The organism is Microcoleus sp. FACHB-SPT15 (genome assembly GCF_014849525.1).
GTDB classification, from domain to species: Bacteria; Cyanobacteriota; Cyanobacteriia; order Cyanobacteriales; family Coleofasciculaceae; genus Symplocastrum; species Symplocastrum torsivum.
The window spans coordinates 59,884-81,891 of record NZ_JACJNU010000062.1 but is presented as its reverse complement, the minus strand read 5'-3'; the positions used below and the strand labels follow the sequence as shown (position 1 = coordinate 81,891).

Sequence of the window (22,008 nt, the reverse complement as noted above, 5' to 3'; positions counted from 1 at the left end):
AGCTTGTAGGGTGCGTTGCGTGAGCGCTAGCGCACTAAATCGCTAAAATTCACTTAAGTTGAATCTTAGATACTTAAAGATGTAGTGTACAGCGATCGCATCTTGAGGCAGAGGAAATGGCAGCAACGGAAATTGAGGTCAAGTTCACGGTAGCCGTCACTGGACTATGGCAATAAGTATGATTGTAGGAGAATAGTCTCAGGAAATTGAGAGAAGCTTAAGCGATGGTAAGCACTTCCCTGCCAGCTCAAGACACACCCAGAGAAGGTAGCCATCGGGTTATCTTGCAAGGAGTTAGTTGGCAAACTTATCAAGCCTTATTAACTGAACTGGGAGATAATCGTTCTTCTCGTCTTGCCTACGATCAAGGTGTACTAGAAATTACAATGCCGTCCGATCGCCACGAAACCAACAAAAAGCTTTTGGAACGGATGGTCGAGGCATTAACTGAAGAATTAGACTTGCCGATAAAAGCATTTGGCTCAACAACACTGAATCGAGAAGATTTGCAGCATGGAGCAGAACCAGATTCTTGCTACTATATCCAAAATGTTGACCACATCCAAGGAAGGACAGTAGACCTTACTCACGATCCTGCACCTGACCTTGTGATTGAGATTGATATTACCAGTCCCTCTAGTAGAAGACTAGAAATTTACAGGCAGCTAGGCGTTCCTGAAGTTTGGCGTTATCTAGGGCAGACGGTACAAATTCACCAGCGACAAGCAGGAACTTACAATCTCTGCAACTATAGTCCGACGTTTCCTTTTGTTTCTGTCGAAATTATCAATCAATTTTTGCAGCAAGCAGAAACTCAGGATGATACTACCTTTATTCGGGCTTGGCGTAAGTGGGTAAGGGAGCAACTGCGAGAAAAGGTAAGTCAGTGATTGTGCAACATTTCTGACACGACAGTTCAGTGAAGTAGAATCTATCAATACTTACTGGGTAAGCGTGTCAACGTAGCCACTCCACCAACCAGAGGGCATCAGGACACCTCCAAAACGCTGCACCTGTTCAACTGTCATTAAATAAACCCAAGCAAGCCCTAACGGTTCTCCCGAAAAGTTGTAAGTTTCGATTTGCTGCCGGATGTATTCATTCTCTTCTGGTGTCCGATGCGGGTTGTAATCTTCTAATTCATCTAAGACATCTAAAAAAGCTGGATTAGAAAAGGTCAGTACGAAACCCTGAACTGGACTTTCGCCCAGTGTCATTGCCGGGTAACCCAAGGGGAGGTCGAACAGTTGACCAAATGCGATCGCTCTTTTCTCCTCTACTACCTTACCCTCGCAGTAGCGTTGATAGTTGTACTCCCCAGGCTTCAACGTGCCGTAGACAAAAACTTTTAAGTTACTCAAGGTCGGCTCACTCAAGAGAATGTATTTTATTTGTAGTATTGAAACGATTCGCAAGTCATGAATAACAAGATAAAAACACTCAAAGAAAAAATAAACCGACTCCAAGAGAAATTTCTTTAACAAGTAGTTCAGTATTATTCAATAGTCATACAGGCACAAATCCCCAGCAGGGATGTGTCAGAATACAACAAGCAAAAGGAAGAGTGCGAATCCAGTAGGAGCGATACTGTGGAGTCCCGTTATAACCCAGCAGAAATTGAGGAAAAGTGGCAAGAGACGTGGGCAGAGCAAGGCTTAGACCAGACCCCCACAGAGAAAGATAAGCCGAAATTTTATGCCCTGTCTATGTTCCCCTATCCATCGGGCAACCTGCACATGGGTCATGTCCGTAACTACACGATTACAGATGTTATTGCTAGGGTTCGCCGGATGCAAGGCTATCGGGTACTACATCCAATGGGTTGGGATGCGTTTGGGTTGCCAGCGGAAAATGCGGCGATACAGCGTGGAGTTCATCCCGCCAAGTGGACGTATCAAAACATTACTCAGATGCAGTCTGAGTTAAAACGGTTGGGGCTTTCCTACGACTGGAACTGCGAAGTTGCAACTTGTTCCCCGGACTATTACAAGTGGACGCAGTGGATTTTCTTGCAATTTTTCCAAGCGGGATTGGCTTACCAAAAAGAAGCCGCCGTTAACTGGGACCCTGTTGATCAGACGGTATTGGCAAACGAGCAAGTTGATAGTGAAGGTCGTTCCTGGCGTTCCGGTGCAAAAGTTGAGCGCAAGTTGTTGCGGCAGTGGTTCCTCAAGATTACCGACTATGCTGAACAGTTGCTCAATGACTTAGATAAATTGACAGGCTGGCCCGAACGGGTAAAGCTGATGCAAGCCAACTGGATTGGGAAATCTGTGGGGGCTTATTTGGAATTCCCGATTGTTGGCTTAGATGAAAAAATCGGCGTATTTACGACTCGTCCGGATACGGTTTACGGCGTTAGCTACGTTGTCCTTGCACCAGAACACCCTCTAACGCCCAAAGTTACCACAACTGACCAGAAAGCAGCGGTTGAAGCGTTTATTCAAGAAGTTGGGGAAGAAAGCGAGTTGGAACGCACAGCAGAGGATAAGCCCAAGCGTGGTATTCCTACTGGTGGTAAAGCGATTAATCCGTTTACAGGAGAAGAAATCCCTATCTGGATTGCTGACTATGTGCTGTATGAGTACGGTACGGGTGCAGTGATGGGTGTTCCGGCTCACGATACCAGAGATTTCCAGTTTGCCAAGCAATATCAGCTCCCAATTACAGTTGTCATTGTTCCAGAACAAGGGGATGAAGCCAAGCCACTGGAGGAAGCCTACACCAATCCTGGATTTATGGCGAATTCTGGTGACTTTGATGGCACAGCGTCTGTTGAAGGGAAACAAGCAATTATTGATTACGCCCAAAAACAAGGTTATGGCAAAGCCCGGATACAGTATCGCCTCCGAGATTGGTTAATCTCCCGGCAACGGTACTGGGGGGCGCCGATTCCTGTGATTCACTGCCCTAAGTGTGGAATTGTTCCGGTTCCAGAATCCGACTTACCTGTGAGATTGCCAGAAGATATTGAGTTTACGGGTAAGGGTGCTTCTCCTTTGGCACAGTTGGAGAATTGGGTGAACGTGTCTTGTCCGAGTTGCGGCACAGCAGCGAAGCGGGAAACGGACACGATGGATACGTTTATTGATTCTTCGTGGTATTTCTTGCGCTATCCCGATGCAAGGAACGAGTCACAAGTCTTTGACCCAGTGAAAACGAACGACTGGATGCCAGTTGATCAGTATGTGGGTGGGATTGAACACGCGATTTTGCATCTACTTTACTCGCGCTTCTTTACTAAGGTATTGCGCGATCGCAAATTGCTCAACTTTGACGAACCCTTCCAACGCCTCCTAACTCAGGGTATGGTTCAGGGCTTAACGTACATGAATCCGACAACGGGTAAATGGATTCCTTCTGACCAAGTAGACCCCACTGACCCCAAAGACCCGGAAACGGGGGAAAAGCTGGAAGTCTCCTACAAAACGATGTCGAAGTCCAAGTACAACGGGGTCGCGCCGCAAGACGTGATTAATAAGTACGGGGCTGATACCGCACGGATGTTTATCCTCTTCAAGGCACCCCCAGAAAAAGACTTGGAATGGGAAGAAACGGATGTAGAAGGACAGTTTCGCTTCCTCAACCGTGTCTGGCGATTGGTAACAGATTTTGCCGCGCATCGGGGTGCAAAGCCTTACATCTCTGGGGATGGTGATTTAAGCAAACCTGAAAAAGACTTGCGACGGGCAATCCACACCGCAATTAAATCAGTTACTGAAGATTTAGCGGATGAGTACCAATTTAATACTGGTGTCTCGGAGTTGATGAAACTCAGTAATGCTCTAACTGATGCAGGCTGCAAAGATTCAGCCGTATATGCAGAAGGGATTGAAGCCCTGATATTGCTTTTAGCCCCTTTCGCACCTCATGTTGCTGAAGAGTTGTGGCGGATAACGGGTCACAGTTCGTCAGTTCATACCCAAGCTTGGCCTAAGGTTGATTCAGCGGCTTTAGTTGCTGATGAAATTACCTTAGTAATTCAAATCATGGGCAAGACTCGTGGCACTCTAACTGTACCTGCTCAATCTGACCGTGCAGCATTGGAACAGTACGCTCGTGACTCGGAAGTTGCCCAGCGCTATTTGGAGGGCAAGGAGATTAAAAAGGTAATTGTTGTCCCTGGCAAGCTGGTGAATTTTGTGGTGGCTTAGACCTTGGGGGAGTATTGCTCCCCCTTGTCTCTAGAGCAACTTAGCAAGCGTGAAGAAGGCAAACGGCTTTTATGGATGCAATATGGTGAGAGCAACGAGACCTGTTATTACCAATGCAATCCACCAAAATCTTTGATTTGGTGGAGAGGCTTAAACCCTTGCTGACTGCCATGTCGCCAAAAAGCACCAGCTTTTGGCAGAAGTCAAGCCTTCTGCCAAAAGCTATAGCTAGTAACTACTGAATCTGACAGAATTTGCGATCGCGATCAGACTGAGGGTCTTGCCAAGAATAAGCAAAATGGCTCACGCTATTGATTTGCGGAGCGACACGGCGGATTGCTTGCATCTGGGCTTCTAAGGATGGGCGATTACTCACAGGTCGTCCCCAAGTGCCTGCCAGTGCAGGTATGACTTGAGTATTACTAGGCGCTCGATCCGCAACTCGCTTGACCAACGATTCGATACAGCTAGTATTACTATTACCACAGACACCATAAGACATTGGATGCCACTCAATTGAACCGGGGAATCGATCCCAAGGTTGGAGTCGGGAGTCATATCCACCTCGACCGACACCTTGATTCCCATCCGGGAAAAACACGGCTCCTGCTTTGATTCCACTGCGTTGAGCGGGAAGGGTAGCTAGGGAGAGAAAGTCAATGACACCTTGGGCAGCGTGAGCAACACTGAGTTGCCACAGTTGCCATTTCAGGGTGGCAACTGTCTCTGTCGGTGAGGGGGTACGACCTTGCCAGAGGGCGGGTCCTTCATTTGGGTAGAGTTGATTTACAGCCGCAATGTCGCCATCGCTAATCGAACCTTGACGGATATAGCGGGCGATGAGTTCTCGTCCCTTGTTGTTGAGGGCGCGATCGTATAGTGCTTTTTGTGCCGCCTCTCCATAAATCCATAAATCTTGGACTTTGGTAACAACGGAATCGCTGCCTGACCCACGAGGATAACGAATGTAATCAAATAAAATGCCGTCAGGGCGTCGCTTTGCTATCGCTTGAACGAGCTGGTAGTAGTCAGTTTTAGCTTGCTGGCTGTAAGGGTCAACAAAGGCTTGGGAGCCATCCTTGACGAAGGATAAGCTAGTCTCACCTCGACCGTTGCGAGCGAGTATGCCTTGCCGATCATAACGCTGGGCGTAGGAGTAGCCAAAATTCATCGTATACATCCAGGCATACACCCGTAAGCCCCGCTCATGACCTTTTTGAATCGCCTGAGCTAATAAATCAACGTTCTCGCTTCCAGGTGTTCGTATAACTGAGGGCCAAGGTGTTGGATTCTCTGATACGGGTAAGAGTGTCTGACCGTCAAAAAACACCTCAACGTAGACTTGGTTATAGCCTCGGTTAACAATGCGATCTAGAATCTCATCGATCGCTCCTTCACGAACATCACAAGGGTATAAGCGCAACCAAATGGCTTGGGTATTCGGCCAAGTGCGATCGCGGCATTGCCGTAAGTAGTCAGCGTGTTGTTTTAAAAGAGCTTTGTAGCGTTTACCGGAATCTGCATTGCCTTTTAGAGCGCTGACTCGTAAGTTTTCTTTTTCAGCGATCGCCGCGTTGGAGAACTGGCAATATGCCTGTGTTTGAGCTTGAGCTGTTTGCGTCAACCACCAAGACTGACTGACTAGACTACTAGTGGTCACGAGTGTGGCAACTGCGGCGCGATAGAGACGCTGTCTGTATCGCGTCCCTTTCAGAAAACCATTTGACATTCCTACAAACCACAAAAGAATTGAACGTTGGCGTCCTCAGTCTTAGCAGACTGCTAACAGATCGGCAAATATAACATTTTTCGGCTAATTTTCCTTTCGTGGCTCTGGCTCACGATTCCGGACAATCTTAAGAGGATTTTTTCACAAAAAAGAAGGGTTTGACTGCTCAAACCCTTACCCCATTGGTATTTTAAGCTTAAATTATCGCGATCGCATTTGTCTCGCTTCCTTATGACCCTCGCTTCAGAGCATTCTCGACTTGTTGAAATTCCTGCTCCAAGCGTGTCTTCAATTTTTTCGGGAGAGGACGGTTGGGATAAGAGCTGTAATGACCTGCCAGAGAATTTAATGCCGTTCGCATCGTGGTAAAGGAACTGAGTGTTGCGACAGAGCTATCCCGCCGATAGCGAGAGGCAAAGTCATTAATTTTCCCCCGCGCTTCTGCTTGCGCTGCTGCCTTCTCTGGTGCATCTTCCGGTAATTCAATCGCTGTTCTCAAACTCTGCAACAAGGCAAATGTATCCTGACGGTAATCCCCAGTCAATCCCGTGGTACTGCTGTTGGAGGAACATCCCATCAGACCAATGACAGCAACCAAGACAAGGGCAAGAAGACGTGACAAGTAGCGCTTCATATGCATGATTAACGACAAATGAAATTTCAAAATTAGAACTGATCCTATCTTGGATTGGCGCACTCAGGGATCAGTGGAAAGAGGGAGGAAGAAGTGGGGAATGGGGAGTAAGTGCAAAGGAAAAGTTACGTTTATTGAGCTTTCTACCTTTTTGACAAGGTCTGAAGAAAAGCAAAATCTGATACAGCATTGAGGAGAACAGAGAGCTATTAGTGTTTTCATGTTGCATCAGAACACTATTATTGAATTTCCCCGATTTATCCTTGAGGTTCGCCCAGTTTCCCTTCAAATCAATTTGATAATCAGCGCCTGAGACAACCTGATTTGACTGTTAGGGAACATAGATTTATAGACCTCAATTCTTTGGGTAGAAGTATGACCGTCCCATGCCTATACAGGCTTTGCCGTTGGTAAATTGTTTAATCCATGTTTCTTAGCTCAGGCGAATATCGCCATATAAAGTAGCAAATCTTCAGAAAAAGAAATTTTGTGAGATATTGATTTATTTAAAAAATACTAATATAATCATACATAGTAATAAGTCAGCCTAATTTATTTTCTGCTTCAACAAAGGTTCATTTCGCAAGCAGAATCTGGAACGGGGGAACCATTTCCTGGGGCAAATCTTCCAATTTCACTTCGTTCTGAGAACGGGGGAAATAAGGAGAAGGACATCTCTCAGTCCTAGCCCGTCAGCTAACTCCGTAGGCATCGAGAGGAGACTGAAAGTACAACACTTTAGATTTATTGTGTGTTCTCGTCAGTGTCCTTGGCTGGTAACTGTCCGCTTCGTTGCACCTGCCTGTAGACTCTGAGGAGCCGAAATTTTCGTGTCAACTCCTGGGTCTGAGGCAGGGAAGCTACCCATGAGGTGAAAATCTACTATGTTCGTGAATCAAAAGAATCGTATTGCCTTAATTTCTGTTAGTGGCGATCCAGCAGCGGAAATTGGTCAAGAAGAGGCTGGAGGGCAAAACGTTTATGTGCGCCAAGTTGGATTAGCATTAGCTCAGCAAGGATGGTCTGTGGACATGTTCGCCCGTCGAATCAGTCCTGATCAATCCGCTATCGTTCAACATGCACCGAACTGTCGGACAATCCGCTTAACAGCAGGCCCACAAAAGTTTATTGGTCGAGATACTGTCTTTAACTACCTGCCAGAGTTTGTTCAGCAATTTCTAGCATTCCAAAAACAAGAAGGTATTCAATATCCCTTAGTTCATACCAACTATTGGTTGTCTTCTTGGGTTGGGATGGAATTAAAAAAGCACCAACCTTTGGTACAGGTACATACTTACCACTCCTTAGGTGCAGTAAAGTATCGGTCAGTCAGTGACTTACCTGCGATCGCATCAACGCGATTAGCCGTAGAAAAAACCTGTTTAGAAACGGTGGATTCTGTGGTTGCAACGAGTCCCCAAGAAGGGGAGCATATGCGTAAGCTCGTTTCTACTCAAGGAACAATTGAAATGGTTCCCTGCGGCACTGATATTGAGCGTTTGGGTTCAGTTGATCGGCTGACGGCACGGGGTGAGTTGGGGATTCCTGAAGACGCGAAAGTCGCCCTGTATGTTGGACGCTTTGATCGGCGCAAGGGAATTGAGACACTAGTAAGAGCGATCGCATCCTCTAAGTTGCGTGGAACTAGTGATTTGAGATTGATCATTGGGGGTGGTGCTCGTTCGGGTGAGAGCGATGGCATTGAACGCGATCGCATTCAGAGTATTGTTAAAGAACTTGGTATAGAAGCAATTACTACCTTCCCTGGACGACTTACCGAATCCGACTTACCGATTTACTACGCCGCCGCAAATGTCTGTGTCGTACCTAGTCATTATGAACCCTTTGGTCTAGTGGCAATTGAAGCAATGGCTTGTCGGACACCCGTCGTTGCCAGTAAGGTTGGAGGCTTGCAGTTTACCGTCGTGCCAGAAGTCACAGGTTTACTTGTACCGCCCAAAGATGATGCCGCATTTGCCGAAGCAATTGACCGTATCCTCGAAAACCCCGCTTGGGGAGAGCAACTTGGGGAGACAGGTCGTCAACGGGTAGAAATTGCCATGAGTTGGGATAGTGTGGCATCCCGGCTTGGATGCCTGTATGAGAAACTAATTTCTCAAAATGCGCCTGTTTCTGCCAAAATCTCTCAAGTAGCCGCCTAAGAACTTTTAGCGCTGCATACTAATCGCCTAAAAATGTAGGGGCAATCCTTCGTGGTTGCCCCCAAAGCTGACGAGTGAACGCTGATAGCAAAGCTGCTTTATCAGTAGCTTAACCGAAGCGTCCGCTTACATAATCCCGTGTTGCTTCTTCCTTTGGTGTTTGGAAGATAACTTCTGTTTGGTCAAACTCGACTAAGTAACCCTGTTTTCCACCTTTATCAGTTGCTTTGGCATTGAAAAAGGCAGTCATATCAGCTACTCGTGTAGCTTGCTGCATATTGTGAGTCACGATCACAATCGTGTACTTCTCCTTAAGCTGGTGCATCAAGTCTTCGACTTTAAGTGTGGAGATGGGATCGAGAGCAGAACAAGGTTCATCCATCAGTAGCACCTCAGGTTGAATTGCTAGAGCGCGTGCAATACATAAACGCTGTTGTTGACCTCCAGACAGCGACAAACCACTCTGTTTGAGCTTATCTTTTACTTCCTCCCAGAGAGCGGCTTGAGAAAGGCTTCGCTCAACTAATTCATCCATATTGCCTTGATAGCCATTGATACGGGCACCAAAGGCAATGTTTTCATAAATTGACTTGGGAAACGGGTTCGGTTTTTGAAAGACCATACCAATGCGGCGACGCACGTCCTCAATGCGGTTGTCAAACTTTTTGTCGTAGAGATTTTCGCCTTGGAACGTAATTCTCCCTTCCACCCGTGCTCCAGAAATTAAGTCATTCAAGCGGTTAAAGCATCTGAGTAGTGTACTCTTACCACAACCTGAAGGACCAATAAAAGCTGTAATTTTGTTTTTGAAAATATCAAGAGAGACATCCTGAACTGCCAAAAATGAGCCATAGTAAACAGAGGCATTTACCGCTCGTAAAACAGCTTCATCTGTAGCTGTGGATGAACCATAAGAATTGGTAACTGATTTAGGCTGCATAGAATCAAGAAAGTATAGAAAGAAAAGCAGTGTTAGGAGCGAGGTATCAATGTGAGAAAAAGTCTAATATTTGATACCTAACTATCTGTTGACCTGAAACTTATTTCTCAGATAGATTGCTGTGGAATTCATTAGCAATAGCAAAATCATCAAAACGATAATTGCTGCCGCTGCATTATTATGGAAATCCGTTTGAGGACGGGAAACCCAGTCAAAAATCTGAATCGGTAGAGCTGTAAATTGGCTTTGCAATCCATTTGGGGTGAACGAAATATAGGCTAAAGCACCAACAACAATTAGCGGTGCTGTTTCTCCAATCGCGCGTGAAAGTGCAAGGATTGTACCTGTCAAGATACCGGGTAGAGCCTGGGGAAAGGTATGCTCCCGAATCACTTGCCAGCGCGTTGCTCCTAGAGCATAACCCGCTTGACGTAGACTTCCTGGAATTGCCCGCAATGCTTCGCGAGTTGCCACAATGATGATTGGCAAAATCAACAAGCTCAAGGTTAAAGCCCCGGCTAAGATACTACGTCCTCCAGTAATCGGTTCCATTAAGCGTACAAAAACGCCTAAACCCAGTAACCCGTAAATAATTGAAGGAACAGCGGCTAAGTTAGCGATGTTGATTTCGATAATCCGAGTCCAAATATTATCCGTTGCGTATTCCTCTAGAAAAATTCCAGCGCCGACTCCTAGGGGGAAGGAAATTAAAGCAACTAAGAACAACAGCCAAATACTACCTGCCAAGGGTGCCAGAATTCCAGCTCTCGCAGCACGGCGAGAGGAAAAACTAGTAAGAAACTGCCAATCCAAGCGAGGAAGACCATCGATTAGAACATCAATGAGTAAGAGTAGTAACACTATCAAGCCAACTAGGGTGGCAACAAGTGCAGTGAGCGCAAATAATCGATCAAAGTTATAGCGCTTAGGTAGGTTTAACTTGAACCTTGCATCTTCTGAGGAAACAGCTTGCGATACAGGTTGTGCGTCTTGTGCCATTAATCGTATTTCTCCTGGAAGCGACGGACAAACCAAAAGGTAAAGATGTTCAGAACTAAGGTAATCAAGAACAAGGTCATCCCGACAGCAAACAGTGTTCTGTATTCAAGCGAACCTGTTGGAATATCTCCCTTACTCGTTGCCACAATGTAGGCAGTCATAGTTTGAACAGCGACGAACGGGTTAAGTCCCAATTGCGGGTTCTGTCCAGCCGCAACGGTAACAATCATCGTTTCCCCAACTGCGCGGGAAATTGCTAAAACAAATGAAGCGACAATTCCCGATAGTGCAGCAGGTAACACAACACCTGTAATAGTCTCACGCTTGGTCATCCCCAACGCATAGCTACCTTCCCTTAGACTTCGCGGCACGGCATAAATCGCATCCTCACTCAGGGAAGCAACAACCGGGAGAATTGATATCCCGACAACCAAGCCAGCACTCAAGGCATTAAATCCTTGCAATCCAGGAATGAATAACCGTAAAAAAGGGGTCACAGTCAACAGTGCAAAGTAGCCAAATACAACAGTCGGCACGCCTGCTAGAATTTCGAGAGCCGGTTTTAACCAGCGACGCAGCTTAGGAGAGGCATACTCACTCAGATAAATTGCTGCTAAAAGACCAAGGGGCAACGCTACAAGAGCTGCAATCAGCGAGGTGCGAAACGTACCGCTAATCAGGACAAGAATTCCATACTGTTTGTCTGTAAAACGGGGTGTCCATGCCGTATCTGTCAAAAAACGCCACAGCGGCACTTCCCGGAAGAATTCCACTGTTTCATAAATCAGCTCTAGGATAATACCGAGCGTGGTTACAACAGATAAGAACGCAAAAATAGCAAAAATACTCTTTACAACTTGCTCAACGAGCTTAGCCGTCTTCCTGTTTGGGCGGAACATCCCAGAATCAGGCGACTCGAAGGATTGCGAATTCGTAGGCATCTATAAAGGGAACCTCATAAAAAAGGGTAATATCATTTAGTCAAAATCTTGTCACAATTGGGTCAATAGCTTTTTATTCAAGGTTCATTAGTCTTATTACTTTAAGCTTAGAAGAAAGGTGAAAGCTCGTTCTTTTCCCTCACAAGCGATAGTGAACCGCAGATTGCTCTCACCTTAGCCCTATAGTTGAGTGCTCAATTGTCCATGAACCCTGGTTATAGTGTCATTGTTAAAACCAATTGGTATTAAACATCAGAATCTCAAGCTATTTCCGGTGAGTTAGGGGTACTTCCTACTCTGGAGGTTGCCTCTAGGTGTAAAGTACCCCAGGGGGATAGAGTATGAGTCTTATCTCTTTTTCTTTCCCCACTTTCTTGTCTCAGCTTAAGAGCAGGCTCTATTTCTCTTTCTCTAGCAGTTCTTTGATCGTAACGCCTACTGCTTCCTTACCCCCAAACGCTGAACCTACTTTACCTTGCTCGAAACGTGATTTAACTAAAGCTACAGTATCATCGGGTAAAGGAACGTATCCTACTTCTGAGATTAGCTCTTTATTGTCTGCTGCAAGCGCAAAATCAACTAAAGCCTTAACTTCTGGACGTGCTGCCGCTTCTTTCTTGACATAGATAAACAGAGGTCGTGATAGTGGTGCATAAGTACCATCAGCGATTGTCTGTGGGCTGGGCGCAACGCAGCCGTTTCCACTATCAATCTCCACTAGTTTAATCTTATCTTTGTTCTGCTCATAGTAGGCGTAGCCGAAGTAGCCAAGCCCACCCTGGTCTTGAGAAACACCCTGAACTAAAGTATTGTCATCTTCACTCGCGGTATAGTCGCCTCGGCTTGCACCCTCTTCGCCATTAACGGCATCAGTGAAGTAGTCGAAGGTACCAGAGTCAGTACCTGGGCCGTAAAGTGCTAGAGGCTGATTGGGAAAACCTGAGCGAACCTGGCTCCAGTTAGAAACCTTACCCTGAGCTGCCGGTTCCCACATTTTTTTGAGTTCATCAACTTTAAGGCACTGAGCAAAGTTGTTTTGGGGGTTAGCGACAACCGAGAGACCATCATAGGCAACTGGTACTTCAATGTACTCAATATTGGCTTTCTGGCAGAGTTCAATCTCTTCTTCCTTAATGGGACGAGAAGCATTAGAGATGTCGATTTCACCGGCGCAAAATTTCTTGAAACCACCGCCAGTACCAGAGGAACCTACTGTAACCTGAACCCCAGAATTAGCTTTTTGGAACTCTTCCGCCACGGCTTCCATGATAGGAAGCACTGTGCTAGAGCCATCTGCCTGTACTTGACCAGACAAGTTAGAGCCAGCAGCAGTCCCAGCGGCTGGACTACTGCCGCCTGCATCGCCAGAAGGAGCAGAGGACTGATTACCACCGCAAGAAGCGATCCCTACCATTAAAGTGGCTGCGGATGCCAGGGATACTAAACGAGTCTTTTTGGACAACATGGAACTTTCCGAATTTTCATTATAGGGGTCACTCCTCGCAGCTTATCGCGTGAGCGTAAAGGCAAGGTTAAGGATAAGCCTAAAATAGGGCTTGTATTGCGTATTTCTATGATTTAGGTGACCTACTAAACTATAGTAGCTCTGTAAAAGTGGTATGATCACTGCATTTCAATCCCATTATCAAAGGGGCAAGTGTGGTTCAAGCACCTTTGTCTTACGTTAGTCATTTGTCAAGTACACAAGAGAAACTTGAAAACTCTCAAGTATCACTGAACAAGTGGCTGCAAAATTTAACCGAGCGAATTATCAAAGGCGATCGCATCAATCGAGAAGAAGCGATCGCCCTGACTCAGATCGAAGGGCAAGAAAACATTTTGCTGCTGTGCGAAGCCGCAGATCGGGTGCGTGTTGCTTGCTGTGGAAATACAGTCGATTTGTGCAGTATCGTCAACATTAAGTCAGGCAACTGCTCAGAAAACTGTGGCTTCTGTGCTCAATCAGCACATCATCCTGGGAAAGATTCCCCTATCTATGGTCTTAAGCCTAAGGAAGAAATTCTCGCTCAAGCGAAAGCGGCTGAGTCAGCCGGGGCGAAACGCTTTTGTTTGGTTAGTCAGGGGCGTGGACCAAAGTACAATAGCCCTAAATCTCCAGAGTTTGAACAAATTCTGGATACAGTACGACAAATCATTACCGAAACTGGCATCAAGCCCTGCTGTGCGCTGGGAGAGGTAACACCAGAACAGGCGCAAGCGCTTAAAGAAGCTGGTGTAACGCGCTACAACCATAATTTAGAGGCATCGGAGAACTTTTTCCCAGAAATCGTTTCAACCCATAGCTGGCGCGATCGCGTGGCGACGATTAAGAACTTGAAAACCGCTGGTATCCAAGCTTGTACAGGTGGCATCATCGGGATGGGGGAAACTTGGGAAGATCGGGTTGAGTTAGCCTTGGCGCTACGAGAACTAGAAGTGGAATCAGTGCCACTCAACCTGCTAAATCCTCGCTCTGATACCCCATTGGGAGAACGCCCAAAACTGGATGTTTATGAAGCATTAAAGGCGATCGCAATTTTCCGGCTCATCCTACCACAGCAAATCCTCCGCTATGCCGGAGGGCGAGAAGCAATTATGGGTGAACTGCAAGCCCTAGGGCTGAAATCCGGGATAAATGCCATGCTGATTGGGCACTACCTTACTACCATGGGACAACCACCAGAGCAAGACCATGCCATGCTCGAATCCTTGGGACTAACAGGTGGTGAGGCACCAATTCCCGGAGAGTACCCGTCTCCTTAGGTAATAAGAAGTTGGCATTCGTTCAAGCAGAGGGAGAGAGATGCAAGAGAGAGTATAAAATTAGATCTTTCCGATACAAGCCAGACTTATGTTCAATAGTCTTTTGTGCTGTATCCGCCGTTTCTCTTCTTTCTCTCTTTCTTAATCTATGATTGCCTTTTACTTTTTACCGTTTTGGCTTCTAGGCCCTAGCTGACTGTGTCTGCTCCCAATGAACTTCTATGGGCATTGATTGGCTTACTGCTAACCATTGGTGGCACTTTTGTGGAAGCATTTGTCACTAATCCACCGTGGAATTGGTCAGCGCAAGGTATCCATACAACCTCCCTCGGTGTTACCTTTCAAATCGGGGCAGTGCTACTCGCGGCTTGTTTAGGTGGCAGAACTGCTGGTGCCCTGTCTCAGATTGCTTACGTTGTAATAGGTTTAAACCTTCCAGTCTTTACCCAAGGCGGTGGTATCAGTTATCTCAAAGAGCCAAGTTTTGGTTACTTACTGGGCTTTATTGCAGGTGCCTGGGTTTGTGGTTTTTTTGCCTTTCGGATACCGCCGCGTGTTGAATCATTAGCCTTTAGCTGCATTTGTGGTCTTTTAACTATCCATTTCTATGGTTTGGGCTACTTGATTATTTTCCACATCATCAACTGGACAACAATTGGAGGTATGCCTTTACTACAGGCAATCATGAAATACTCAATTTATCCCCTACCAGGGCAGTTAGTGGTGGTCTGTGCTGTTACAGTTTTAGCCTTTGCCCTACGGCAACTCATGTTTTATTAAGAGTTCGTTGTCTGTTGTCAGTTAACTTTGCCACTAATGAATAACAAATAACGAATAACCACTGACCATTAACCAATTTCCATGCGCCTAAAAAACCGCTTCTTCTGGGTTGCTGCTGTTACCAGTCTGATTTTGGATCAGCTAACCAAATACTTGGTCGTACAAAATTTTGAGCTTACTGAGACTCTACCCTTGTGGTCGGGTGTATTTCACTTAACCTATGTAACAAACACTGGTGCGGCGTTTAGTCTATTTAGCCAAGGAGGCGGTTGGTTACGTTGGTTGTCTTTAATTGTAAGCTTGGGTTTGATGGCACTCGCTTTATTTGGTCCATCACTGGATATTGTTGAGCAATTAGGCTATGGCTTCATTTTGGGAGGTGCATTAGGCAACGGCATTGACCGATTTGTTGCTGGTTATGTTGTCGATTTTCTAGATTTTCGTCTGATTCGTTTTCCTGTCTTTAATTTTGCAGACGTTTTTATCAATATCGGTATTATCTGCTTGCTAATTGCAACTTTTCGGCAAAATCCCTCAGCATCTAACTCTAGGCGATCTTAAGCAATTCACAATTCGTCCCAACATTGAACTGGAAGCCATCTATCTAAATGTTGGGTGAGAGAATTTGCTCATCCAAAACATTCCGTTTACTTGCACCTGTGCGAATGAATGTGGTTTGCTTTACGCTAGCGGGTGAGGTAAGTTGCGTTATGAAAAATTGTTATTTGTTTGCAGCCAAAACCGATTACGCAGCCCTACAGCCGAAGCAGTATTCTGTGAGTACGAGGGGTTGGAGGTGGACTCGGCTGGACTGGATCGGGAAGCAGAGATGCCTTTGTGCAGTGAGGCGATCCAATGGGCAGACATTATTTTTGTGATGGAAAAGTCACATCGAAGCAAACTCTTAAAGAAGTTTCAGCCTTGGCTCAAAACCAAGCGAGTCATTTGCCTAGATATCCCTGATGAGTATGAGTACATGGAGCCAGCTTTGGTGGAGTTACTGAAGAAAAAAGTGCTTCCCCTGCTAGGAACCTTTTAGAGGAAGCAGTAGGCTGGGTGGTGCCTACGGCAGGTCTTTGGGTAGCCATTCAGAACGATTCGAGCTACTTTGGTTACGCGGAACCTCCGCCATTTTAGAAAGATTCCGGGCATACGGGTTGTGAATTGAGGTTGACTAATGAACGAGATCGCTCCTTCCATCAGAAACTTTGGTAAATGAGGGCGATCACGTTTTCAACCCTCGTTGGTGTATCTGCCTTAGATTTGGCATAGTAGGGGCATATAGGGAAGTAGCTTGAGACTATGCCATCACTAAATCCTCCTCTGACTAAAGACGATTTCATCCACTCTCGCTGGCAGGATGTGGTTAACCGCAGTGAGAGAAAGGAATGTTTTGCCTACAGCAGTGGCTTTTGGAAAAAGGTAGAGGAGGCAAAGGAGGCAGGAAACGGCAAAGAGCAGGCTGTCTTTGAGATTCTGGCAGCTGTGACGGGTGCTGCAATCAAGCCGGAGTCAAACGAGGAATTTTTCGCTAAAATTTTCCAAAACCTCACAGACGAACATCTAGACTTTCTTGCCGGAATTGCTCCTGAGATATCAGATCCTGAACTTCAAGCACGAGTTGCAGATATTCTCTGGGTCAGACGGCGTGACTATCGGATGGCGCAACTAGCAGTTACCGCCTACTTACAATCTGCTACAGAACTAGAAGATCCGGATAATTGGACTTGGTGTTTTGAAAGGATTGAACGGGCGCTTCGGTTAGCACGCAGAATTAGGTATCAACCTGAAACGGTTGTCGCACACATTGAAGCAGTCCTAGACCGCTACAACGGAGAAGATCCACTGTGGCTGTCAGCAAAGCTCATGGAGCTTTTGCAAGAATCTAGATTTGGTGAGCCGACAAAATATGCTGCTCTAGCTGAAAAAGCTGCAAATCTAGCAGAATCAGATCATGACTGGCGTAGAGCAAGAGCCTATTGGGAAATTAAATCAAAATGGCATCTCATTGAGAAAGATGGGGAAAAAGAACGTGCAGCTTCACTGCTTGCCGCCGAAACCTACGTCAAGGAAGCTGGAAGTTCTCTTAAGAGAACCCCTCCGAGCTACTTAGTTGCATCGCATTTTATGCAGAAAGCTGTTGAAGCTTTCAGAAACATCCGAGGCACTAAGGAAGAAGCTGTGGATGCGAAGGTCAGGGCTGAAGAGATTCATACACTCCTCCTTCAATATCAGGAAGAGTCTCGTAAGGAGCTAGTTGCTAGTTCTCATGAGATTGATATCAGTGAATTGGTAGAGCAAGCCAGGGAAAATGTCAGAGGAAAAAACTTCCAGGACGCTCTGTTTGCTTTGGCTTTATTAAGTACTCCAACTAACGTCTCTCACTTACGACAACAGGTACAGAATCAAGCTCGTGAGTTTGTCTTATCCCATCTTTTTCCAACAGTGATGATGAATGAGAGGGGTAAAGTTGTAGCTCGTAAACCTGGCTCAGTCCTATCGAGCGATCCTAATGAGGCAGAGGCAGCAACTCGTTTTGAGATGAACAAGAATGCAGCCTTCTATCAAGGTTTCCATGCTCAAGCTTTTATTGAGCCTGCCAGAGATCAGATCAATCTAGAACACTCTGTGCGAGTTAATGACTTGCTTCCCATCGTGTCACATAGCCCTTTCGTACCACCAGAGCGAGAATATCTGTTTGCAAAGGGGCTTTACGCTGGACTAACCGGAGATTTCTTCACCTCTACTCATATCCTCATCCCCCAGATCGAGAATTCTATCCGCTATCTACTCTGGAACCGAGGTGTATTACCCTCTGGACTTGATAATAGGGGAATTCAAAAAGAGTATCATTTGACTACTACTCTCTACTGCCCAGAGATAACCTCTATCTTTGATGAGGATACGCTGTTTGACCTCAAGAGTCTACTGGTTGAGCATTCTGGCAGCAATTTGAGAAACTGTATGGCTCATGGTCTGATTAATGACAGTGAATTCTTAAGTCCTATCATGTCCTACCTATGGTGGCTCACACTACGGCTATGTTGTTTGCCAATCTTGATACACCAACAGAAGGTTGAACAGTCCGACCCGTGGATCAAATTTGCGGGTATGTTCAAAGACGATCCGCTCTTTGATGACTTTGTAGAAGATATGGCTGCCTATCGACGTGAACTAGATGCTGAAGTCGCTGCTGATGAGGTCACTCCAGGGGAGAATCAGCCAGCTTGAGTCGCTATATTCTGGATACCGATCACGTCACTCTCTTCCAGCATAATCATCCTGAAATTGCACGTCGTGCCAGAACTGTTGGCGGTTCCAACATATTTATTACAACTGTCACACTTGAAGAACAATTGCGAGGAAGACTGGCTGGTATCAGCAGAGCCGCTACACAACCCGATCGCCTAGCAGTTGCTTATGAAAACCTCCGAAGAACTCTGCTTTACTTCTGTAGCGTGAACTTGCTGAATTTTGACGATGCAGCCTACAACTGCTACCAGAGTTTGCGTCAACAGCAAATTCGGATAGGCACGCAAGACCTAAGAATTGCTGCGATCGCTCTAGCTAATCAGGCAGTTGTAGTCACACGCAATCAGCAAGACTTTAGTAAAGTACCTGATTTATCCCTTGAGGATTGGACAGTTGTAAATTTCCCTAATTCTTGAGCTTGACAGCGTTGCTGATTAAGGAGCTAAGTCACAGGGCAAGCCGATTCCCTAATACGCCTTTTGAGGGTCTGCTAGAATGACACGCAAAAGCTTGATGCTAGAGAAACCGAGTCTATGACGATTGTTATTTCTCTCAGTCCAGAAGTAGAGGCGCGACTCCGTGAAAAAGCTGCGCGACAGGGGCAAGATGTTAGTCTTGTTGCGGCTGAACTGCTATCCAGCATTTTGGAGTGGGAGGCGCAAGACTCTGAAGAAGCTATTGAAGTCATCCAGCATGGATTAGATGATTTTGAGGCAGGACGGTTTCGTTCTTTTCATAAGTTTGCTGAAGAGCAAAGGCGTTAAACTATCTCTCCACTGTGCAATGCCATTTTGCCAAATCGCCACGTTAGAACGCCTGCTGCCACAGCAAGCCCGATCGCAAATCCCCACCACAAGCCAACACTACCCCATCCCAACACAAACCCCAACGTGTAGCCACAGCTCAAGCCGACTGCCCAATACGCCAGAATACCAATCAGTAGAGGAATTTTGGTGTCCTTCAGTCCTCGCAATGCACCAGCCGCAGTCACCTGAACGCCATCAACGAGTTGGAACATTGCCGCCACTCCCAAAAGTGTCTTCGCCAAGCTGACGACAGCCGCATTTGCTGGATCGGCAGTATCAATGTAAAGCGACACAATCGTTCCAGGCACAATCCAAAACACGATGCCCATGATGCCCATAAACACGGCAGCCATGCCAATGCTCACAAATCCCGCCAGTCTAGCTCCTTTGGGATTTTCTTGTCCTATGAGCTGCCCAACTCGGACAGTGGCTGCCATTGAGATACCGAGCGAAATCGTGAAGGTAACAACTGCCGACTGTAATGCAATTTGGTGAGCAGCTAATGTTACGGTTCCCAACTGCCCCATCAGCAATGTTGCGAATGCGAAGAATCCGCCCTCTACTCCTGCCAGTACCCCAATTGGTACACCTACTCGTACCAGTTCCCAAAAGATTTTGCCATCAAACTGATGCAGATTAGCAAACGCTCCGTAGACTCGAAGCTGAGGTTGACTGAGGATATAGATTGCCAAAGCCACAAACATTCCCCAAAGCGACAGCGTACTCGCCCAACCGAGTCCCGCTAATCCCAATGCAGGAAGTCCAAACTTGCCGAATGCCAGTACATAGTTGACTGCAACGTTGAACAACGTACCGCAAATCATCGTCACAATCACAGGGCGGGTTCGTGAGAGTGCAGAGACAAAACTTCTCAACACGGCAAAGCCCAATCCAGGAAAATAGCCCCATGCGATCGCTCTGAGATAGCCCTCTGCTAATGCGATGTTTTCAGGTTCTTGCCCCATTAAGCCCAGTAGAGTTCCACTATGCCAGATTAACAGCGTCACCGGAACTGCCAAGATAACCGATAACCACAAGCCTTGTCGCACTACTCGCCCAACCGGCTCAACTCGTCCACCTCCATAAGCTTCTGCGGCAAGTGGACTCACGGCTGAGACAATTGCAGAACCAATATTGAGCAGTAAAAAAAATGTAGCAGCTCCCAATGCTCCCGCCGCAATGATCTGGCTTCCCAATGTACCCATCATCACGGTATCCACAAACGTCGTTGCCGCTTGAGATAGCTGCGCTCCGGCTAGGGGAACGGCTAGAAGCAAGCACTCTTTAATTTCAGCGATGACCCTGGATTTTGACAGTGCGTAAGTTACGCGAACTGCACGGAAGTTCATTGGCATCTCCTGGTGATAGCCCTCTCAAGATTGTACTCATTACGTCACCAGGAGGTTCTAGAGTATTTACACCACTGATAAACTCCGTCGTCCTGTTAGGAGATACGCTGTCATATTTCCTTTGCCTTTAACCTCAATAACTCCTCGTTTCTCGAAAAGATACTGCTCCTTTAAGCACTCATAAGTCGCTTCGGAAACCTGAATACTGCCAGCGAGTCCGTGGGATTCCATGCGACTGGCAACGTTTACCGTATCCCCCCACAAGTCGTAGATAAAGCGTTTTAGACCAATGACTCCAGCGACAACAGGACCTGTGTTGATGCCAATACGGATGCTAAAGGATTGGTTTTGTTCTACATTGAAACGAGCAACTGCCTGTTGCATATCAAGAGCAAGATTTGCGATCGCCTGTGCATGGTCACTCTTCGGTATTGGTAAGCCTGCAACAACCATGTAAGCATCTCCAATCGTCTTAATTTTTTCCGCTCCATGCTTTTCAGCAATCTCGTCAAACATTGAAAAAAGCCGATTGAGCAACACGACTAATTCTGCTGCTGAGATTCTGGACGATATCTGCGTAAAGCCGACAACATCAGCAAACAAGACTGTTGCATCAGGGAACTGGTCAGCGATTGTATGTTGGTCGTGCTTAAGTCGTTGAGCGATCGATTCAGGCAAGATATTGATTAGTAGTCGCTCCGTCCTTGCCCGTTCAGCTTCCAGTTTCTGGTAAGCCATTTCGATTTCTCGACGGGCGTGAAACTCAGAGCGTTGTAGCCGTTCATACAAGAATACAGAAATATTGCAGATACAGCAGAACCAGAACAGGTAGAGGTTCAACTGCCAGTCAGAGTAACTTTGTCGATCTATAGTTAAACCAAAGGCACTATTCACGGCAAGATAGGATAGGGGCGCACTCAACTGTGAAACTAAGTGGAGACGCCAGCGTACCGGGATGAGCGTGGCTTGCGCCAGAAATGCGAATGTCCAGATATAGGGATTTGCTGCCGCATTTCCTGCAACTGCCGCTCCAATTTGGGGCACCAAAATTACTGACCAAGAGAATCCCAAAAAGAGCAGTCCTGGGTAACGATATGCGAATGGAGTTTTAAGCAGTGCCAAGCAGCCAAGTAGACATAAGCCTAAAATGGCATAGCTTATTATCTTTGACCATGCGATCGCCTTATCTAAGGAAGACATCCATAGAATAAAGATGACAACTGTGAAGGCAACACCGAGAGCAATCCACAGGGTAAGACGTAAGCGATTCCTCAAGAAACTATTGCGCCAAACCTCATAGTCTGCTGACCAAGTGGCTGACAAACTCACCTTTAAGAAGGCTAGTCCCTGTCTAACTGGCACTGCCAGTTCTTTCATGCCTAACCGTGCTTGCATCATTAACGGCTTTCCCTGCACAGTGTGTGATTTCGCCAATAACTATCCCTAGTTCTAACCTGTCTAGTACTACTTTAGACGTAGGAACTGCCGTTATCTATGTT

Annotated in this window: 19 protein-coding genes and 1 riboswitch; of the genes, 10 read left to right on the top strand and 9 right to left on the bottom strand. The window is 46.4% G+C overall.

Annotated features, from left to right (window positions below):
• The first annotated feature begins 224 nt into the window (after positions 1-224).
• The gene (locus H6F98_RS24780; RefSeq protein ID WP_192221385.1) at positions 225-890 is read left to right on the top strand and encodes a Uma2 family endonuclease; all 666 of its coding nucleotides are present in this window, start codon (positions 225-227) and stop codon (positions 888-890) included.
• Positions 891-941: 51 nt separating this feature from the next.
• Here the strand turns inward: H6F98_RS24780 and H6F98_RS24775 are convergent, their stop codons facing one another.
• Entirely contained in the window at positions 942-1,361 is a 420-nt protein-coding gene (locus tag H6F98_RS24775) for a gamma-glutamylcyclotransferase (RefSeq protein WP_192221384.1), read from the bottom strand.
• 228 nt (positions 1,362-1,589) lie between these two features.
• Between H6F98_RS24775 and leuS the strand changes: the two genes are divergently transcribed.
• Positions 1,590-4,154 (top strand): leucine--tRNA ligase, encoded by a 2,565-nt coding sequence (leuS, locus tag H6F98_RS24770; RefSeq protein WP_192221383.1) that lies wholly within the window; start codon positions 1,590-1,592, stop codon positions 4,152-4,154.
• A gap of 235 nt (positions 4,155-4,389) precedes the next feature.
• Here the strand turns inward: leuS and H6F98_RS24765 are convergent, their stop codons facing one another.
• On the bottom strand, positions 4,390-5,883 hold the full coding sequence (locus tag H6F98_RS24765; RefSeq protein WP_192221382.1) for a family 10 glycosylhydrolase: 1,494 nt from the start codon (positions 5,881-5,883) through the stop codon (positions 4,390-4,392).
• A 229-nt stretch (positions 5,884-6,112) separates the two neighbouring features.
• Positions 6,113-6,517 (bottom strand): photosystem II protein Psb27, encoded by a 405-nt coding sequence (gene psb27, locus H6F98_RS24760; RefSeq protein WP_192221381.1) that lies wholly within the window; start codon positions 6,515-6,517, stop codon positions 6,113-6,115.
• Between the two features lie 575 nt (positions 6,518-7,092).
• A riboswitch (cyclic di-AMP (ydaO/yuaA leader) is annotated at positions 7,093-7,243 on the top strand.
• A gap of 158 nt (positions 7,244-7,401) precedes the next feature.
• Here psb27 and H6F98_RS24755 point away from each other — a divergent pair.
• Positions 7,402-8,679 carry a glycosyltransferase family 1 protein gene (locus tag H6F98_RS24755; protein WP_192221380.1) on the top strand — a complete coding sequence of 426 codons (1,278 nt, stop codon included), beginning with the start codon at positions 7,402-7,404 and terminating at the stop codon, positions 8,677-8,679.
• A 109-nt stretch (positions 8,680-8,788) separates the two neighbouring features.
• On the opposite strand, the gene pstB is transcribed toward H6F98_RS24755, so the two are convergent.
• The 4 genes from pstB to H6F98_RS24735 all read right to left on the bottom strand — a co-directional run bounded on the left by pstB (position 8,789) and on the right by H6F98_RS24735 (position 13,024).
• Positions 8,789-9,619, bottom strand: a complete 831-nt coding sequence (gene pstB / locus H6F98_RS24750) for a phosphate ABC transporter ATP-binding protein PstB (RefSeq protein ID WP_192221379.1) — start codon at positions 9,617-9,619, stop codon at positions 8,789-8,791.
• Positions 9,620-9,700: 81 nt separating this feature from the next.
• The gene (pstA, locus tag H6F98_RS24745; RefSeq protein WP_192221378.1) at positions 9,701-10,618 is read right to left on the bottom strand and encodes a phosphate ABC transporter permease PstA; all 918 of its coding nucleotides are present in this window, start codon (positions 10,616-10,618) and stop codon (positions 9,701-9,703) included.
• The gene (gene pstC / locus H6F98_RS24740) at positions 10,618-11,559 is read right to left on the bottom strand and encodes a phosphate ABC transporter permease subunit PstC (RefSeq protein WP_242058687.1); all 942 of its coding nucleotides are present in this window, start codon (positions 11,557-11,559) and stop codon (positions 10,618-10,620) included. The genes pstA and pstC overlap by 1 nt, the downstream gene beginning before the upstream one ends.
• A gap of 397 nt (positions 11,560-11,956) precedes the next feature.
• The gene (locus H6F98_RS24735; protein WP_192221377.1) at positions 11,957-13,024 is read right to left on the bottom strand and encodes a PstS family phosphate ABC transporter substrate-binding protein; all 1,068 of its coding nucleotides are present in this window, start codon (positions 13,022-13,024) and stop codon (positions 11,957-11,959) included.
• Between the two features lie 209 nt (positions 13,025-13,233).
• Between H6F98_RS24735 and bioB the strand changes: the two genes are divergently transcribed.
• The 7 genes from bioB to H6F98_RS24700 all read left to right on the top strand — a co-directional run bounded on the left by bioB (position 13,234) and on the right by H6F98_RS24700 (position 19,118).
• Entirely contained in the window at positions 13,234-14,322 is a 1,089-nt protein-coding gene (gene bioB / locus H6F98_RS24730) for a biotin synthase BioB (protein WP_199348923.1), read from the top strand.
• Between the two features lie 198 nt (positions 14,323-14,520).
• A complete protein-coding gene (locus H6F98_RS24725) occupies positions 14,521-15,102 on the top strand; it encodes a biotin transporter BioY (protein WP_192221375.1) in 582 nt (193 codons plus the stop codon).
• A gap of 81 nt (positions 15,103-15,183) precedes the next feature.
• The gene (gene lspA, locus H6F98_RS24720; protein WP_192221374.1) at positions 15,184-15,663 is read left to right on the top strand and encodes a signal peptidase II; all 480 of its coding nucleotides are present in this window, start codon (positions 15,184-15,186) and stop codon (positions 15,661-15,663) included.
• A 142-nt stretch (positions 15,664-15,805) separates the two neighbouring features.
• The gene (locus H6F98_RS24715) at positions 15,806-16,141 is read left to right on the top strand and encodes a low molecular weight protein tyrosine phosphatase family protein (protein WP_192221373.1); all 336 of its coding nucleotides are present in this window, start codon (positions 15,806-15,808) and stop codon (positions 16,139-16,141) included.
• Between the two features lie 263 nt (positions 16,142-16,404).
• A complete protein-coding gene (locus H6F98_RS24710; protein ID WP_192221372.1) occupies positions 16,405-18,333 on the top strand; it encodes a DUF4209 domain-containing protein in 1,929 nt (642 codons plus the stop codon).
• The gene (locus tag H6F98_RS24705) at positions 18,330-18,770 is read left to right on the top strand and encodes a type II toxin-antitoxin system VapC family toxin (RefSeq protein ID WP_192221371.1); all 441 of its coding nucleotides are present in this window, start codon (positions 18,330-18,332) and stop codon (positions 18,768-18,770) included. The genes H6F98_RS24710 and H6F98_RS24705 overlap by 4 nt, the downstream gene beginning before the upstream one ends.
• A 117-nt stretch (positions 18,771-18,887) precedes the next feature.
• A complete protein-coding gene (locus tag H6F98_RS24700) occupies positions 18,888-19,118 on the top strand; it encodes a hypothetical protein (RefSeq protein ID WP_192221370.1) in 231 nt (76 codons plus the stop codon).
• Here the strand turns inward: H6F98_RS24700 and H6F98_RS24695 are convergent.
• Positions 19,115-20,509, bottom strand: a complete 1,395-nt coding sequence (locus H6F98_RS24695; protein WP_192221369.1) for an MATE family efflux transporter — start codon at positions 20,507-20,509, stop codon at positions 19,115-19,117. The two genes, H6F98_RS24700 and H6F98_RS24695, sit on opposite strands and share 4 nt — an antisense overlap.
• 66 nt (positions 20,510-20,575) lie before the next feature.
• Positions 20,576-21,943, bottom strand: coding sequence for an adenylate cyclase (locus H6F98_RS24690; protein WP_242058686.1), 1,368 nt, complete (start codon positions 21,941-21,943; stop codon positions 20,576-20,578).
• Positions 21,944-22,008 lie beyond the last annotated feature (65 nt).